The organism is Priestia sp. 3CA3, from assembly GCF_056836725.1.
Genome location: NZ_JBXENJ010000002.1, coordinates 334,973 through 349,755, shown reverse-complemented (window position 1 = coordinate 349,755; position 14,783 = coordinate 334,973). Strand labels below are relative to the sequence as shown.

General features: G+C 38.5%; 18 protein-coding genes. 10 read left to right on the top strand and 8 right to left on the bottom strand.

Annotated features, from left to right (window positions below):
• Positions 1–111: 111 nt before the first annotated feature.
• On the top strand, positions 112–861 hold the full coding sequence (locus tag AC1VNJ_RS06655; RefSeq protein WP_482640480.1) for an SDR family NAD(P)-dependent oxidoreductase: 750 nt from the start codon (positions 112–114) through the stop codon (positions 859–861).
• 41 nt (positions 862–902) lie between these two features.
• On the opposite strand, the gene AC1VNJ_RS06650 is transcribed toward AC1VNJ_RS06655, so the two are convergent.
• Both AC1VNJ_RS06650 and AC1VNJ_RS06645 read right to left on the bottom strand, forming a co-directional pair.
• Complete coding sequence (locus AC1VNJ_RS06650; RefSeq protein WP_482640479.1) at positions 903–1,433, bottom strand: GNAT family N-acetyltransferase; 531 nt, start codon at positions 1,431–1,433, stop codon at positions 903–905.
• A 230-nt stretch (positions 1,434–1,663) separates the two neighbouring features.
• Positions 1,664–2,668 carry a DUF3231 family protein gene (locus AC1VNJ_RS06645; RefSeq protein ID WP_034270240.1) on the bottom strand — a complete coding sequence of 335 codons (1,005 nt, stop codon included), beginning with the start codon at positions 2,666–2,668 and terminating at the stop codon, positions 1,664–1,666.
• A 317-nt stretch (positions 2,669–2,985) separates the two neighbouring features.
• Between AC1VNJ_RS06645 and AC1VNJ_RS06640 the strand changes: the two genes are divergently transcribed.
• The 6 genes from AC1VNJ_RS06640 to AC1VNJ_RS06615 all read left to right on the top strand — a co-directional run bounded on the left by AC1VNJ_RS06640 (position 2,986) and on the right by AC1VNJ_RS06615 (position 7,467).
• On the top strand, positions 2,986–3,780 hold the full coding sequence (locus tag AC1VNJ_RS06640; RefSeq protein WP_033580579.1) for an AAC(3) family N-acetyltransferase: 795 nt from the start codon (positions 2,986–2,988) through the stop codon (positions 3,778–3,780).
• Positions 3,781–4,050: 270 nt separating this feature from the next.
• Positions 4,051–5,283: an NADP-dependent malic enzyme gene (gene ystJ, locus AC1VNJ_RS06635; protein ID WP_033580580.1), complete on the top strand. Its 1,233-nt coding sequence runs from the start codon at positions 4,051–4,053 to the stop codon at positions 5,281–5,283.
• Positions 5,284–5,446: 163 nt separating this feature from the next.
• On the top strand, positions 5,447–5,752 hold the full coding sequence (locus AC1VNJ_RS06630; RefSeq protein WP_013057785.1) for an antibiotic biosynthesis monooxygenase family protein: 306 nt from the start codon (positions 5,447–5,449) through the stop codon (positions 5,750–5,752).
• Positions 5,749–6,114, top strand: a complete 366-nt coding sequence (locus tag AC1VNJ_RS06625; protein ID WP_025751140.1) for a hypothetical protein — start codon at positions 5,749–5,751, stop codon at positions 6,112–6,114. Before AC1VNJ_RS06630 ends, AC1VNJ_RS06625 begins: the two co-directional genes overlap by 4 nt.
• 189 nt (positions 6,115–6,303) lie before the next feature.
• Positions 6,304–6,948, top strand: a complete 645-nt coding sequence (locus AC1VNJ_RS06620; RefSeq protein ID WP_154990306.1) for a hypothetical protein — start codon at positions 6,304–6,306, stop codon at positions 6,946–6,948.
• Positions 6,949–7,047: 99 nt separating this feature from the next.
• The gene (locus AC1VNJ_RS06615; protein ID WP_028414393.1) at positions 7,048–7,467 is read left to right on the top strand and encodes an Rrf2 family transcriptional regulator; all 420 of its coding nucleotides are present in this window, start codon (positions 7,048–7,050) and stop codon (positions 7,465–7,467) included.
• Positions 7,468–7,497: 30 nt separating this feature from the next.
• Here AC1VNJ_RS06615 and AC1VNJ_RS06610 read toward each other — a convergent pair whose 3' ends face one another.
• From AC1VNJ_RS06610 to AC1VNJ_RS06590, 5 genes are all read right to left on the bottom strand, one after another.
• Positions 7,498–9,120, bottom strand: a complete 1,623-nt coding sequence (locus tag AC1VNJ_RS06610) for an APC family permease (protein WP_482640478.1) — start codon at positions 9,118–9,120, stop codon at positions 7,498–7,500.
• Between the two features lie 401 nt (positions 9,121–9,521).
• Positions 9,522–9,977: a hypothetical protein gene (locus tag AC1VNJ_RS06605; protein WP_028414391.1), complete on the bottom strand. Its 456-nt coding sequence runs from the start codon at positions 9,975–9,977 to the stop codon at positions 9,522–9,524.
• Positions 9,978–10,215: 238 nt separating this feature from the next.
• On the bottom strand, positions 10,216–10,668 hold the full coding sequence (locus AC1VNJ_RS06600) for a DMT family transporter (protein ID WP_013057779.1): 453 nt from the start codon (positions 10,666–10,668) through the stop codon (positions 10,216–10,218).
• Positions 10,669–10,680: 12 nt separating this feature from the next.
• Positions 10,681–11,109: a DMT family transporter gene (locus tag AC1VNJ_RS06595; RefSeq protein ID WP_028409192.1), complete on the bottom strand. Its 429-nt coding sequence runs from the start codon at positions 11,107–11,109 to the stop codon at positions 10,681–10,683.
• A gap of 70 nt (positions 11,110–11,179) precedes the next feature.
• A complete protein-coding gene (locus AC1VNJ_RS06590; protein ID WP_013083854.1) occupies positions 11,180–11,494 on the bottom strand; it encodes an ArsR/SmtB family transcription factor in 315 nt (104 codons plus the stop codon).
• A 295-nt stretch (positions 11,495–11,789) separates the two neighbouring features.
• On the opposite strand from AC1VNJ_RS06590, the gene AC1VNJ_RS06585 reads away from it, so the two are divergent.
• The 3 genes from AC1VNJ_RS06585 (at position 11,790) to AC1VNJ_RS06575 (ending at position 14,276) form a co-directional block, all read left to right on the top strand.
• Positions 11,790–13,280, top strand: a complete 1,491-nt coding sequence (locus AC1VNJ_RS06585) for an MFS transporter (RefSeq protein ID WP_028414389.1) — start codon at positions 11,790–11,792, stop codon at positions 13,278–13,280.
• 286 nt (positions 13,281–13,566) lie between these two features.
• Positions 13,567–13,737, top strand: a complete 171-nt coding sequence (locus AC1VNJ_RS06580; RefSeq protein WP_013083852.1) for a hypothetical protein — start codon at positions 13,567–13,569, stop codon at positions 13,735–13,737.
• 146 nt (positions 13,738–13,883) lie between these two features.
• Positions 13,884–14,276 carry a hypothetical protein gene (locus AC1VNJ_RS06575; protein ID WP_482640477.1) on the top strand — a complete coding sequence of 131 codons (393 nt, stop codon included), beginning with the start codon at positions 13,884–13,886 and terminating at the stop codon, positions 14,274–14,276.
• A 23-nt stretch (positions 14,277–14,299) separates the two neighbouring features.
• On the opposite strand, the gene AC1VNJ_RS06570 is transcribed toward AC1VNJ_RS06575, so the two are convergent.
• Positions 14,300–14,656, bottom strand: a complete 357-nt coding sequence (locus AC1VNJ_RS06570) for a helix-turn-helix domain-containing protein (RefSeq protein WP_028414387.1) — start codon at positions 14,654–14,656, stop codon at positions 14,300–14,302.
• Positions 14,657–14,783 lie beyond the last annotated feature (127 nt).

Below are 14,783 nucleotides of genomic sequence, written 5' to 3'. Positions count from 1 at the left end.
TATGCCCCAGTTAACCACTTTTATGGAAATGAAGGAATCAATAGAAACAGCTGATAGAAAAAAGAATGCTATAATGTAAAAGAAAGGAATTTTCACCAAGGAGGGAGAAACATGCAGCAAAAACGAGTAGCGGTTATTACAGGGGGAGCAAGCGGGATTGGCAAAGAAACTGCCTTAAAGTTCGCGCAAAAAGGAGACGCAGTGGTCATTGCTGATTATGATGAAGAAAAAGGAAAAGAGACTCTTCAAAAAATTGAAGAAGCTGGAGGCCACGCTTTATTTGTGCAAACGGACGTCACCAAGTTTGAAGAAGTGGAAGCACTGATTGAGAAAACGGTGAATACATTTGGACGAATTGATGTGATGTTTAACAATGCAGGGATTGGACGTCCTACATCTATTTTAGATCAAGACTTAGAAGAATATCACCGTATTATTAATGTGAATCAGCACGGCGTTACATACGGGATTATGGCAGCAGGCAGGAAAATGAGAGAGTTAGGTATTAAAGGCGTCATTATCAATACGGCCTCTATTTTTAGCTTCTTAGCCTCACCCGGAACGTATGCTTATCATGCAACAAAAGGAGCTGTTGTGATGATGACAAAATCAGCTGCGCTAGATCTCGCTAAATACGGTATTCGCGTCGTCGCCGTTGCGCCAGGATTTGTTGATACGCCTATTATTCAAGGCTATAAAGACAACGGTATGATTGAAGGAATGAAAGCAAAAACGATGAGCAGAAAGCTCACTAATCCAAAACAAATTGCAGATATGGTTTATTTGCTGTCCTTAGAAGAAGCGGGAGCTGTAAACGGCAGTGTCATCATGGCTGATGATGGGTATGCGGCGTTTAAATAAAACGAAAAAGGATTCTTTTCTTAAAAAGAATCCTTTTTTTATTATGTAGGAGGCAGGGAGCTATAAACAAACGTATCGTGAGCTTTTCCGTTTTGATACATATAGTTTTTTAACACTCCCTCTTGTTGAAACCCGAGCTTTTCAAGCACGTGCTGAGATGCTTTGTTTTCAAAAAACACAACAGCTCCAATCCGCACTAGCTGAAGGGTAGCAAATCCATAAGCCATAACAGCCGAAGCAGCTTCCGAAGCATAGCCGTGCCCCCAGTGCTGAGGGTGTAGCTCGTAGCCAATTTCCGCCCGCTTATGCTTTTGGTTCCACTGATTCAATCCAACTGTCCCGATTAGTTCCCCCGTATCGAGCCGTTCGATTCCCCAGCGCAAACCTTTTTGATTTCTGTAGTTTTCAGCAAAAATATGAATCAGCACCAAAGCTTCTTGGAAAGTTGTGAATTTTTCTTGCCCGTAATATTTGATAACTTCTTCCTGAGAAAAGCAGTCGAAAATAGTATCTGCATCCGCTTCTGTTATTTCACGCAGCGTAGTGCGAGGTGTACGAAGAATAGGAAACATACGTTTCTCCTTTCTATTTTATATAGAAAGTTTTCGGCAGCCCGGAGAAAATTCCTTTTATTTTTTGTCATAAGGTAAGTAGAAATATGAGCTAAAAGACTGAGAAGAAGAGAGGAAGAGCTTCTAAACAACCCAAACAATTTTTATGTAAGGGTAGCAAAAACAGTATACTAAAAAAACAAATAGGACTAGCTGCACGTTTAGCAGCTAGCTTTCCCATTTGCAAGAACCTATTTTTTCGTTAACTGATTGCGATCTTCAATTTGAGGAGGCTCTTCAAGCCATCCGTTTTGAATCATAATTTTTCCACCTTCTTTTGCAAAAAAGTAAATGTCTTTAGCCAGCTGCAGCATTTTGAGCGGCAAATCACTTCTTAAGCTAAAAGCACCCCCTAAAGCATTGCTTCCTAGGCCAAAGGTGCTTAGAAGACTGGTGTTGTACATCATTAATTTATCTGAAAAAGGAGAAACAGTTGAGCTTGTTGCTTTTCCGGCATGGGTAGCAGGAGGCTCTATATAGCTATGACGTAAAATATCTCCGAGTTCTGTTTCAATTTTTTTTGATAGCTTCATCCCGCTGACAAAATGCTGCTGTGCCTCTTTGTTGCCAGCTGCTTGAGCAAAGCCAATCATCAGCTGCATTCCGACAAGATTTGTATCAACGGCATGTTGAATAAGCGACACTTCAATTGTATTAAGAGATCTTTTTTCACTAAGCCAACTTAGCCCGCCGATATAATTTTGTTCGTGGACAAACCGAACTTCTTTTGGCATCGAAACGTAAGGAGGCTTTGCAATGACGCCGGTTTCTAATAATATCTGAGTGGATTGATTGTATATGTTCTGCGATTCTGATGTTGCATTCACAAAAAAACTCCGTATATCTTCCCGGTAGGACATCGTTGAATGCAAAGCAAATAGGCCTGTTTCAATCTGAGACATTAAGCGTACGTACATGATTTCAAACATGGAGTCGAACAGTTTCGGCACTCCTAGGTTTACATCATGTTTAGTAAATCCTAAAGGAATAACCGCCCCTTCGTTCTCTAAAATTTCTTTGATTTGCTCTGTAATATTTAATGAGCGGCTATAATACAGCTCAAAAAGCTCTTTATGATCTTCTTTACCTTCAAGACAATATTCTAAAAACCTCGAAATCATCGTTTTTTCTTGATAAGTCATCCATAAGTTAGCGAGCTCCGAGGACGTGAGCGGCGGAAGTTTTGATGTGCTCATTGTACACATTCCTCCTGAAAATAGTGATATGTAAATATGTATAGCTTCATTAGTATTTCTTTTATTTATAGGAATATTCTTCTTTTTACTTTACTGAAAAGATTCATTAGCTGTTATTATAGTAAGATAGTTGAAGGAAATAAAACTTACCAACAAGTCAGTTGTATGATAACTGATATGAATAAAACTAAGTTTTTCTATTACTTTAAATAATTTGACAATTGGTGTTATTCTTACTATTATGGAAACATAAGTTTTACATATATTGCTAGAGTTCAGCAACACATTCTAGCAGCACTATAAGTAAGGAGCTTACGATGAAGCACATTGTCCAAGCAACAGATCATCCTAGAACGAAAGAGACGTTAAAAGAAGATTTACGCAGGTTAGGCATCACACAAGGGATGACTATCATGGTTCATTCTTCACTATCTTCATTAGGATGGGTAAACGGAGGTTCAGTAGCCGTTGTTCAAGCTTTAATGGAGACAGTGACAGAGGAAGGAACGATCGTTATGCCGTCACAGTCGGTCGATCTTTCGGATCCATCAGAATGGGGCAATCCGGCTGTGCCAAAAGAGTGGTGGGAAACTATTCGGGAAACGATGCCTGCATATGATCCAGCCCACACGCCAACAAGCGGGATGGGACAAATTGTGGAAACTTTTCGAACATATCCTGGCGTAAGAAGAAGCAGCCATCCAATGTATTCATTCGCCGCTTGGGGAAAGGACAGCGAAGACATCTTAAGAGATCATCCCCTTGAATTTAGTTTAGGCGAAAATTCTCCTCTTGAAAGGCTTTACAAAAAACATGCCTTTGTTTTATTATTAGGTGTCGGGTTTGGGAATAATACTTCTTTTCATCTAGCAGAATATCGGATTCCATATCGAAACGTGATTCAAAAAGGATCTCCAGTTATAGATTCAGGAAAGCGAGTATGGAAGACGTATAAAGAATTAGAGTTTCGAGAAGGGCTGTTTGAAGAGATAGGTGAAGCGTTTATTGAAGCAAAAGGAATAAAAGCTGAAAAAATTGGTTCAGCACGTGCATACTTCTTTTCAATGCCTAAAGCCGTCGATTTTGCTGAAACGTATTTGAAAGCGCTATAGTGAGCGGTTGTATGTTTTCTAAGTTGTCTGTATATCAGACAACTTGAAGTGAGACAAACAAGAGTTTCCGACACGTCTAGACTTTATATTAACAAAGCGCAGCAGTGGTTTAAGCAAGATAGTTTACTTTTTATGTTTCTTGTTTCATAATGGCACTTGTCTGTGAATTTATTCAGTCAGGTTGTCTTACAATTATGGAGATAAAAAGCAAGTGTTAAATAAATTCATTAAAAAATTTAAATGTATAGAAAAAAAGGAGAGAATACAATTATGTCACTACGTGATCAAGCACTACATATGCATCAAGAAAAACAAGGTAAGTTAGAAGTTAAATCAAAAGTTGAAGTTCAAAACGCTCAAGATTTAAGCTTAGCTTACTCTCCGGGAGTAGCAGAACCTTGTAAAGAAATTCATGAACATCCAGAAACGGTGTATGATTACACAATGAAAGGAAACATGGTCGGCGTTGTGACAAATGGTACTGCTGTTCTTGGTCTTGGAAACATCGGACCTGCGGCTTCACTTCCCGTTATGGAAGGAAAAGCAATTTTATTTAAAAGCTTTGCAGGCGTAGATGCATTCCCAATTACACTTGATACAACAGATACAGATAAAATTGTTGAAACTGTGAAATTAATGGCTCATACATTCGGAGGCATTAACTTAGAAGATATCGCAGCTCCACAGTGCTTTGAAATTGAAGAGCGCCTGAAAAAAGAAGTAGATATTCCTGTGTTCCATGATGATCAGCACGGTACAGCGATCGTAACGGTAGCAGGACTTGTAAATGCACTAAAAATTGTCAATAAATCAATGGAAGATTTAAAAATCGTCTTAAACGGAGCAGGAGCTGCCGGCATTGCTATTACAAAACTTCTTTATTCTTACGGTGTACGTGACATGATTATGTGTGATACAAGAGGTGCTATTTATGAAGGACGCCCTCAAGGTATGAACAAAGTAAAAGCGGAAGTGGCTTCTTATACAAACGTAAACAAAGAAAGCGGTACGCTAAGCGATGTAATTAAAGGCGCAGATGTATTTATCGGCGTATCTGCAGCAGATGCATTATCTCAAGAGATGGTTAAATCAATGAATGAAGATGCAATTATCTTTGCGATGGCAAATCCTAATCCCGAAATCAAGCCAGACGCTGCAAAAGAAGCAGGAGCGGCTGTTATTGGAACAGGTCGTTCAGACTTCCCTAACCAAGTAAATAACGTTCTTGCATTCCCTGGAATTTTCCGCGGTGCGTTAGACGTTCGCGCTACTCATATTAACGAAGAAATGAAAAAAGCTGCTGTTGAAGCAATTGCAGCCCTTATTACAGAAGAAGAGCTAAACGCAGATTACGTGATCCCTGGACCATTTGATCCTCGCGTAGCGCCAGCTGTAGCAGAGTCTGTAGCAAAAGCAGCAATGGATTCAGGCGTTGCCCGTATTACAATTGATCCAGCACGTGTAAAAACACATACAGAACAATTAACAAAAATCGAAAACTAATAACGGATAAAAAAGCCCTTTGAAACGCTGTTTCAAAGGGCTTTTAGGTTAAAAACCTGCTGTAACCCCAGTGAAATCTAAACGTAACACCATTTCATCTCCTATATGATGTACAATAAAGAGAAAAGAACCCAGGTTTTGTATCATAAAGGGAGGAACCAAGATGTACACCGTATTTTCAACATTTAATGTACCGGATGAAAAAGCTGAAGAAGTGATTGGAATTTATAAAAATCGTTCAAAATCAGTCGACGAGGCTCCAGGATTTGTAGACTTTCTACTTCTTCAAAACGATAAGCGAGCAGGGGAGCTCACCGTTCAGCTTACATTTGATACGAAAGAGAATTATTTAAGCTGGGTACGAAGCGAAGATTTCAAGCGTATTCATGATTTAGAGAAAAAGTACCCTGATCAAGAACTGGCAGCCGTCATCCCAAAAGTTTCTCAGTACAAAGTGGTGGCACGATGAGTTCACTTCCCGTTAATAAGATCGTCGAAAGAGTAACGGAGAAAATCTACGAGTTAGAACCTTCTTTGCTCGAAAAATTCGGAGAGCGCGGCAAAGAAAGATGCCATGAAGATAATCATTATCATATGAAGTATCTTGAGACAACATATAAGTTAGACAATCTGCAAATTTTTACGGACTATGCCTTATGGTTAAACAATTTACTTACAAGCCGAGGCATGAAAACACAGCATATTATTGATAATTTTAATTTTATACAAGAAGCGCTGTTTGAACTAGATAATTACGGTGATAAACAAGTACAGGCGTATGTGACTTACTTAGAAGAAGCGAATCATATATTGAAGCAACAGCAGCTTTAAAAAGAATCTAGGACCAAAGTGTTTTAGTTGAAAGAAAATCCGAACGGGTTTGATTCTTAATAAAGAATTCAACCCGTTCGGATTTTTTCATTGGTAGGGTGAACGTAGGTTTCCTGGATGTCGTTATGTTTCATTTTTTGTTTTACATATGTATAAAGGTGGAAAGAAAAAAGAAAAAGGAGAATACATATGCAAAAACAGCTAACAAAAGGAATCCTGTCCTTAGTCACTCTCTGTATGATTGGAAGTGCGGCAGCCTGTTCAGGTGAACCAGCTAACAAGACAAAATCAGACAATCATAAAGCAGAGGAAAAACCAATTGAAGATCGTCAAGAATTGACAAAGCTACAGCAGTATTCGAGCGACCCAGATATTAAAAAGGGGAAAGAAGAAGATTTTGACTTGATTGGTACGTTAAAAAAAGACGCTGAAAAAGAAATGACGCTGAGTATTGATGATCAACTTGTTAAAGTACCAAAGAGCTCTGGGATGGAAGTGGAAGGCTCACAGCTAAAAGATATGCTTAATAAAGAAGTAGAAGCTGAGATTGACGCAGCTACACAAGAAGCAATTAGTATTGAATTAACTCCAAAAGCAAAAGCAGATAAAGATGGCGTGTACGAACAAGATGGAAACGAACGTAAAGTTGTGGGTATTTTTATAGAAGAAAGTAACAAACATATAACGGTAAAAGTTCCAAACGGCAAAAAAACGTATCAAAAAAGCACTGACTTTGAAAAAGAAGAAAAAGGCAGTTTAAAAGAAAAGACGGTATACCTTGAAATCAACTCAGCTAACGAAGTAGAAAGTATAGAAAAAGAAGACCGTGAATAAATAAAGCTACAGTTCTTCTTTCCTTCCTTGCTCTCTTGACTTTTTGAACTGTGTCACTTAACGTTACAGTAGAGAAAGAAAAAAGGTGGTTTATGGAAGATGAACAGTGAATTTACCATTGCCGTGCACAGCTTAGTGTTCCTAGCAAATTTACCAGATCACCGAGCAAGCAGTGAATCGATTGCTTATAATATCTGTACCAATCCTGCACGGGTTCGGAAAACAATGAGTACACTCAGAAAAAACAACTTGGTTCGGACAAAAGAAGGGCTAGGCGGCGGTTATACTTTAGGCTGCAGCCCTGCTGAAATAAGTCTTGGGCTGATTTACCGAGTTATATCGACAGGAACGTTGAAGCCTCACTGGTGCAGCGGCGACCCTGACGCTGACTGTATTGTGAAATCAAACATTCAAACAGTGATGGACGACATTTTTACAGAGAGTGAGCAAAGCGTAATCAGGCATCTAGATCAAATTACGATCGAAGACGTGCTGAAAAAAGTTAGAACTGCTCACTAAGAAGCACCTTGCTTATGCAAGGTGCTTTTGTTATGACTCTTTGGAAGCTGCTGTTTCATTCACTGCTGCTTTTAAGTCATCATTTACTTTTCTTCCATTCTCTAAATACTCTGTTTTGCAGCCGCTTTTTAAAGCCCATGTGTAGAAGAGAAGAGAAACAACAACAATAATCCCCATATCCCATCCATATTTAATAACATTAAGACCGCCAAACTTTTCGCTTCCAAGCCATGAAATAGTCATCATACAAAGTAAGTATACAACCATCCATACGCCGCCTTTGAAGTTCTGTCGAAAGCCTTTCCATTTAGCCTTTGCTTGATAATAAAAATAAATAGGAAGGCCGATTAAAATAATAAACAAAACTTGTCCAGTTAGCGGCCAGCGCGCCCAATATAGCGTTAAAGAAGCAAAAATAAAACCAAGCGGCGCAATGATGCTTAACCCCTTTAAACGAAGGGGACGATATAAATCGCTGCCAGTTCGTCTTAGCGTCATAACCGTAACAGGACCTGTAATGTAAGAGATAAGCGTAGCGACTGAAATAATTTCAGCAAGCACGCCCCAGCCCCGAAATAAAAACAAAAAGACAAGAGCAACAGCTAAGTTAAAAAACATGGCTTGACGCGGAACACCATAAATCGGATGAAGGCGTCCTAGGACACTTGGCAAATATTTATTTTGTTCCATACCATAAATCATTCGAGCAGTAGTAGCTGTATACGTAATACCTGTTCCAGATGGTGAAACAAACGCATCTGCATACAAGACAATGACAAGCCAGTTAATGTTAAGGGCAATGGCTAAATCTGCAAACGGAGAGTTAAAGTTTAAATGACTCCATCCCTTCGCAATATCAGAAGGATTTACTGCCCCGATAAATGCAATTTGTAGAAGCAAATAAATGACTGTAGCAACTAAAATTGAGCCTACTACCGCAATCGGAATAGAGCGGCCCGGATTTTTCGCTTCTCCCGCCATATTAATAGGGCTTTGAAAACCGTTAAAAGCAAACACAATCCCAGACGTAGCAACTGCTGTAAGCACGCTAGCCCAGCCGTTTGGTGCGATGCTGCTTCCAGAAGTGAAGTTCTCGCCGTGAAAGCCTACAAATAAAAGTGCTCCGATTGTAAGTCCTGGTATAACAATTTTAAAAATAGTAATTAACGAGTTGGCTTTGGAAAATAGTCCAACTGTCCAATAATTCAGTAAAAAGTAAATAATCAATAGCACAGTAGCGATAGCTAATCCTTCGCCAGTTAACGTTCCTTTTTCTACGAGGTGGCTTGTCCACTGTGCCCACTTCCAAGGCCACGAACTCATATACTGTACAGAAGCTACTGCTTCGACTGGAATAACGGATACAATCGCAATCCAGTTTGCCCAAGCAGCAATAAAACCAATAAACGAACCGTGTGAGTACTGCGTATACTTGACCATCCCGCCGGCTTCGGGAAACATGGATCCTAATTCACTGTAAGAAAGTGCAATAAATAAAATAACGACCATTCCAATGACCCATGATAAAATAGCAGCCGGCCCTGCAATTTGAGCTGCTCGCCACGCTCCAAATAACCAGCCGGAACCAATAATTGATCCAAGTCCCGTCATGGTTAACGCGAATGTTCCCATTCTTCGATGTAAATTGTTCATCTGACTAACACCTTTCATGTAAAATAAGTCTTTCGTTTAAACGTTGTTGCTTTATTATTATTATTCTGAAATCTTTAGCTGTCAACTTTTGTCGTTACATGCAGTTCTTACTACCTATTGATTTCCAGTTATGCAGGACAGCTATCCTCAACCTTTCTGTCATAGCAATTAAAGCGCTTTACTTTCTTTTTCATCCTACAAGAAACCCTACAGAAATAGATAAAAACCGACAAAAAGTTATCAAGTTCGTATCTTATGCACTAGCAATATGAAAAAATTAGGGGATAAGTGGTAGTTATATTCCCTAAAATTGTGAAGAGAAAACACACTTCATAATAAAGCCCCTTTTGAATAGCGGAATAAATACCTTCAAAAGGGGTAAGAATTGGCTTTTTGAGCCTTTATCTTTCTTGATGTTTATACTCGAGTAATTTTACGACGTTTTCTACATCATTTTCAGCAGAAAGGTCGTTGATATTCACTTTGTAAATAAGCGTATCCGTTGCAAAGAATTCATCTTCTCCCTCAGGTTTTACTTTCAAGTTTAAGATTTTTACCCGCACAATATGAGTGAACTTACCGCCTTTACCTGGCTGTATTTCACCCATTTGTATTCCGATATCATCTTTTTTAATCGGGCGAACTTTTACTTTTTTATGCTGTTTACCGTACACCTTCTCATAATGAGAAGTAATATCTTGATGTACCCAAGGTTCAAGAGATTGATAAATAAAATCTTTTACAACAGGCTGACTTACGTGTGATTCTATATTTTCTTCTGGTATATTTTCTTCTGCGGAAATGGAAAGCGTAAAACAAAAAAAGACAAATGCTGCTAAAAACAAAAATTTTCCCACGAAAAAACCCACCTTACCTGTTCGTTTATGTAGCCGATTTTCTAGATCTGCATCTTTATCTTTTGAACAAAGGCATGAAGGTATGCACAGTTTTTTGTGAAATTCACCTGATTAAAAACCAATTTCGTTTAAATAAAATATGTTCTAAATAATTGATTGAAAATTCAAACGCTGTTTACGTACAAAAATAGCCAAGTGCGCCTTTACATAGGGACACTTGGCTATTTTCATGAATATTTTATGCTGCTGTTTTCTTATTGCCTTTGAAAATAAAATAAAGAGCTAATAACATAAATGCTACACCAATCCAGCGGGATAGATCAAAGGGTACTTCTTTGCTTCCAAACCAGCCAAAATGGTCGATAATCATACTTGCAAATAACTGACCGATAACAGTTGAAATATTAGCTGCTGTTACGCCAATTTTAGGAACAGCTAAAACGGTTAGAAACAAATAAGATGCTCCGAATAAAGCGCAAGTAAGCTGCCATTTAGGGACATCAAAAACAGAGAGAATGTTTCCTTGTCCAAAGAAGACCACGACAATCGTTAAAATCATGGCACCTGTTGCAAAGGTTAAAAAAGCTGTTTCAAACGTACCTGTTTTTTTACTTAAAGTACCGTTAATAGAAGACTGAGCGCTTAGCGTTAATCCTCCTATTAAGGTAAGTATTACCATTAATAAACTCATTGTAAAACCCTCCTAGAAAATAAGTACAAGCGCAATTCCCATACATACAATAGCCATTACGCGTTCTTTGTTAATTTTAATTTTGCTGCTGCCAAGCCAACCAAAATGCTCAATGATCATGCTTGTAATCATTTGGCCCACAATAACCGCAACCATTGAAACGCCAATTCCGATAAAGGGGATACTAATCACTAGAATCGTTAAATAAACCGTACCTAATAATCCACCGGTTAAATTCCACTTAGGCGCTTTTAAGACGTAAGGTAAATCTCCCTTTCCAGCAAATAAAGTGGTCAGACCTAAAATGAGCGTTCCCATGATAAAAATATAATAACTGCTTTCAAGTTTTCCAACTGTTTTTCCGAGTTCTCCGGCAATGGCGCCTTCCATACTTAAAGCAGCGCCGCCTAAAACCGCAACTAAATAAACCAACAACTTCACGTTTATCACTCCAATATTTCTTTATATTTGTATATCTAGAAAAATAGATATAATGAGTGAAAAAAACTCGTTAAAGTTTTTTTCGTAAGAATGAAGAAAGCTCTTGAAGCGTTTCTTCATTTCGGCGATAGTATGTCCATTGACCATGCCGAATTGACTCTAACAAACCTGCTTTTTGCATCATGGAAAGATAGCTGGATACTGTGGACTGAGACAGCTGAGCTTTTTCTTGAATATCTCCCACACAAACACCGCCTCTGCTGCTGACCTCCTTAGGCAAATGTGCTTGTTTGTCTTTAAAATGCTTTTCAGGTTCTTTTAACCACTCTAATATATTTAATCGAGTTTCATTAGATAATGCTTTAAAGATATCAATAGGTTTCATACTTATTATTTTATTCGTCACAGCTCAGATGTCAAATGTTCAAGTTTGCATTTTATAGCTAAATAACTAGCAATGGGTTGAATTATAACAGCTGTGAACAAAAAGTCAACTTATAATACCGTATAAAAAAGAACGTTTTATCCAGCTGCTTTTCTATTTATATAAGTAGAAAGCATCTTATTTTTGTGAGTAGAACAGATGACATATTCCTTATTTTTTAAGGGATAGTTTAGTAAAATAGAAAAAAGTGAATAACAAAAGAAGCTAGTCTATTTACTCAGGGGGAGGGCTGCATATGCAAGGGAAAACAAAACAAGTGCGCTTTCGTAATATGGTAGCGTATGGATTTGGGGATTTGTTTGGCGGAGGATCCTTTTTTATTATCGGCACATTATTTATGGTTTTTTTAACGGATGTAGTCGGGCTTTCTCCTGTAGAAGCAGGAACGATTGTAGCTCTTGGAAAAGTGTGGGATGCTTTGTTAGATCCAACCATTGGGTACATATCTGATCATCTTCAGACAAAAAAAGGACGAAGAAGAGTCTTTTTTCTTTTTGGAATCATTCCAGTTGCCATCACGTTCAGTATGCTGTGGATTCCTATTGAAGGCTCACATATGTTTAAATACTCCTATTTTATTTTAGCCTATCTTTTATTCAACACGGCGTTTGGTATGGTGATGGTTCCTTACAACACGTTAGCAGCAGAAATGACGACAGATTATAGTATTCGTTCGAAAATGACGGGAATACGCATGGTCTTTTCACAAGGCGCTTCATTTTTAGGTGCTTTTTTCCCGAAACGAATCATTGATGCATTTCCAGGCGGACAAGGATATTTAATCATGGGCATTATCTTTGGCCTTCTCTTCGCTCTTCCGTGGATTTTTGTTTACAAGGGAACATGGGATAGCGGAGAAGTAGTGGAACGAAAAAAGAAAAACGGATTTTGGTTAGAATTTAAGCAGCTGTTTATCAGTTTTGGAAGTGCATTTAAAAATAAGTCGTTTAACGTATACCTTGCCATGTATTTAGCATCTTACATTGCAATGGATGTATTTAATGCTCTTTTCTTTTATTTTATTGCCTATTACATGCTGCGCGAAGCGATTTATGCAGATACCCTGAGCTTTGTGCAAATTACACAAGTGCTATTTATTCCTCTTGTTACGTACATAGCCATTAAGTTAGGAAATAAATTAACCTATAACTTCAGCATGGTCATTTGGGGAACGGGCATTATTTTATTCAGTTTCCTAACAACAGATAGCTCGTTAGTTCTTATTTACTTAGCGGCATTTTTTTTAGGAAGCGGTCATTCGGGAGCGATCATGATTCCATGGAATGTACTGCCGTTTGTATCAGATGTAGATGAGATGATTACGACAAAAAGACGAGAAGGCGTGTATGCAGGGCTGATGTCATTTATTCGAAAATCGTCTCAGGCGCTTGCGATTTTTCTTGTTGGTATTGCCTTAAAGAATATTGGCTATGTACCAAATGCCGAGCAGTCAGCGTCTACGCTAGCCGGCTTACAAAAGCTGTTCATGATTGTACCTGCTATTTTAATTCTCATGGGAATTATAGCAACCATATGGTTTAAAATAAGTCCGAAAAATCACAAAATTTTATTAGCTGAAATTGAAAGAAGAAAAAAGGGGGGCCCGGCGACCGCCGTTACTCCTGAAGCGAAAGCGGTTTGTGAAAGTTTAACGGGCTATAAATACGAACAGCTTTGGAAAGACGTAACCATTTCAAAAGAAATTCGAGATAAAACGGTTGTTTAGCCTTTAGATTCACGAAAAAAAGTAAAATTTTTAGCGCAAACATTCGCTAATTATATCCAATAAGAAACTTCCTCTGACGTATTGCCTTTTAACAACAATAGAAATTCTCCTGCCTATCGACTCATTTTTTAGGTGAATTTTAGAAAGGAAGAATTTCTTGCCATTAAAGATGTGCAATTTGGCACGTCTTGATAGGGTGGATTGTACAATTTATAATGAAACTATAAACTAACCACAGGCGCTTTCAAGGCGCAGGTATAAATTAGAAAAAAGGAAGGTACAGTTTATGCCAATTCGATATGTTTGTCCACAATGCCAAGGAGCCGGTAAGAAATTTGGATTGATAAAGTGCAAAGTGTGCAACGGCGAAGGAAACATCATCATGTCTTCTAATGAGCCAGATCCAACTAAAAATAAAAAATTAAAATCATCTTCTAAACAAGATAAAGCAATGTAGGCTATTGCTAATAAAGGTATGTATGAACCCCGCTTTTCTACAAAAAAGCGGGGTTTTCTGCTAGACAGACGAACGCTTTTCTTATGATACAATAAAATGAAAGTCGCTAAAATAATAGACAGAGAACCGAAGGAAGAGGGAGATAGATGGAATACACCGCAAAACAATTTACGCCGCAGTTAGAAAAGCATATACATAAGGTTGAAAGGTCTTTGCAAGAACTTCTCAAATCAATATATGCACAATATAAAGAAGCTTTTGAAAAAGAAGGGATGCAGCTTTCTATAGATGTGATCCGTGAAGGGGAAAATCCTTTTCACCCCGGTTACCACGCCACCATTCAAGTGGGTATTTTGGAAAAAGGTGAGTTTTTAGACGGTCTTTTTATTCCCATCTGGCACTGTGTACGCACGTTTTTGGGCATCCGTTCTTCGAGGAAGCTCCCAGGCAGCAAGATAACCGGAGAGCTGCTGGAAGAAACAGAAGAGGAAATAACAAAAGAAGTAGTAGCCTATTTAGACATGCAGCTGGAAGATTAGAAGCAACCTGCTTCTAATCTTCTTTAAATTGAAGAAGGTGCAGTTTCTTTTTCAATTTGTCTTTTAGCACGAATAAAGGCCGTCAGCTGCTGAATTTCTTCTTGAGATAGTTCCGCACCGTCGACCGTAATTCTATGAGTCTGAGGCGATGTTAATTCGATGGGTGCATCTGAAGGAGAATGAGGTTCCTTTTCCTTACCTAGCAAGTAGTCTGTTGATGTATCAAATAGTTCTGCGATTGTAACGAGTGCTTCAAGAGAAGGACGACGATAGCCAGATTCGTATCCTGCGTAGGTGCTTTTAGCAATTTCAAGCTGGTCAGCTGTATATTGAAGAGACCATTTTTTTTCTTTCCTGAGTTGAGCTAATCTGCTTAACATTCATGACGCTCCTTTGTAGGTGTAGTATGTAAAAAACCGAGGCATTCAGCTCGCGCGCAGATCTTTGGAATCAAACCGTGAGCCAATTTACATTTTTATTCATTATATCATTGCCGTAGAGAAAAGT

What these genes read in the sequence shown, in the direction of transcription:
- AC1VNJ_RS06620 (WP_154990306.1), top strand. Translation starts at nt 6,304, where the DNA reads ATGCAAAAACAGCTAACAAAAGGAATCCTGTCCTTAGTCACTCTCTGT.
- ystJ (WP_033580580.1), top strand. Translation starts at nt 4,051, where the DNA reads ATGTCACTACGTGATCAAGCACTACATATGCATCAAGAAAAACAAGGT.
- AC1VNJ_RS06645 (WP_034270240.1), bottom strand. Translation starts at nt 2,668, where the DNA reads ATGAGCACATCAAAACTTCCGCCGCTCACGTCCTCGGAGCTCGCTAAC.
- AC1VNJ_RS06650 (WP_482640479.1), bottom strand. Translation starts at nt 1,433, where the DNA reads ATGTTTCCTATTCTTCGTACACCTCGCACTACGCTGCGTGAAATAACA.
- AC1VNJ_RS06600 (WP_013057779.1), bottom strand. Translation starts at nt 10,668, where the DNA reads ATGAGTTTATTAATGGTAATACTTACCTTAATAGGAGGATTAACGCTA.
- AC1VNJ_RS06655 (WP_482640480.1), top strand. Translation starts at nt 112, where the DNA reads ATGCAGCAAAAACGAGTAGCGGTTATTACAGGGGGAGCAAGCGGGATT.
- AC1VNJ_RS06590 (WP_013083854.1), bottom strand. Translation starts at nt 11,494, where the DNA reads ATGAAACCTATTGATATCTTTAAAGCATTATCTAATGAAACTCGATTA.
- AC1VNJ_RS06570 (WP_028414387.1), bottom strand. Translation starts at nt 14,656, where the DNA reads ATGTTAAGCAGATTAGCTCAACTCAGGAAAGAAAAAAAATGGTCTCTT.
- AC1VNJ_RS06585 (WP_028414389.1), top strand. Translation starts at nt 11,790, where the DNA reads ATGCAAGGGAAAACAAAACAAGTGCGCTTTCGTAATATGGTAGCGTAT.
- AC1VNJ_RS06625 (WP_025751140.1), top strand. Translation starts at nt 5,749, where the DNA reads ATGAGTTCACTTCCCGTTAATAAGATCGTCGAAAGAGTAACGGAGAAA.
- AC1VNJ_RS06610 (WP_482640478.1), bottom strand. Translation starts at nt 9,120, where the DNA reads ATGAACAATTTACATCGAAGAATGGGAACATTCGCGTTAACCATGACG.
- AC1VNJ_RS06630 (WP_013057785.1), top strand. Translation starts at nt 5,447, where the DNA reads ATGTACACCGTATTTTCAACATTTAATGTACCGGATGAAAAAGCTGAA.
- AC1VNJ_RS06640 (WP_033580579.1), top strand. Translation starts at nt 2,986, where the DNA reads ATGAAGCACATTGTCCAAGCAACAGATCATCCTAGAACGAAAGAGACG.
- AC1VNJ_RS06575 (WP_482640477.1), top strand. Translation starts at nt 13,884, where the DNA reads ATGGAATACACCGCAAAACAATTTACGCCGCAGTTAGAAAAGCATATA.
- AC1VNJ_RS06580 (WP_013083852.1), top strand. Translation starts at nt 13,567, where the DNA reads ATGCCAATTCGATATGTTTGTCCACAATGCCAAGGAGCCGGTAAGAAA.
- AC1VNJ_RS06615 (WP_028414393.1), top strand. Translation starts at nt 7,048, where the DNA reads ATGAACAGTGAATTTACCATTGCCGTGCACAGCTTAGTGTTCCTAGCA.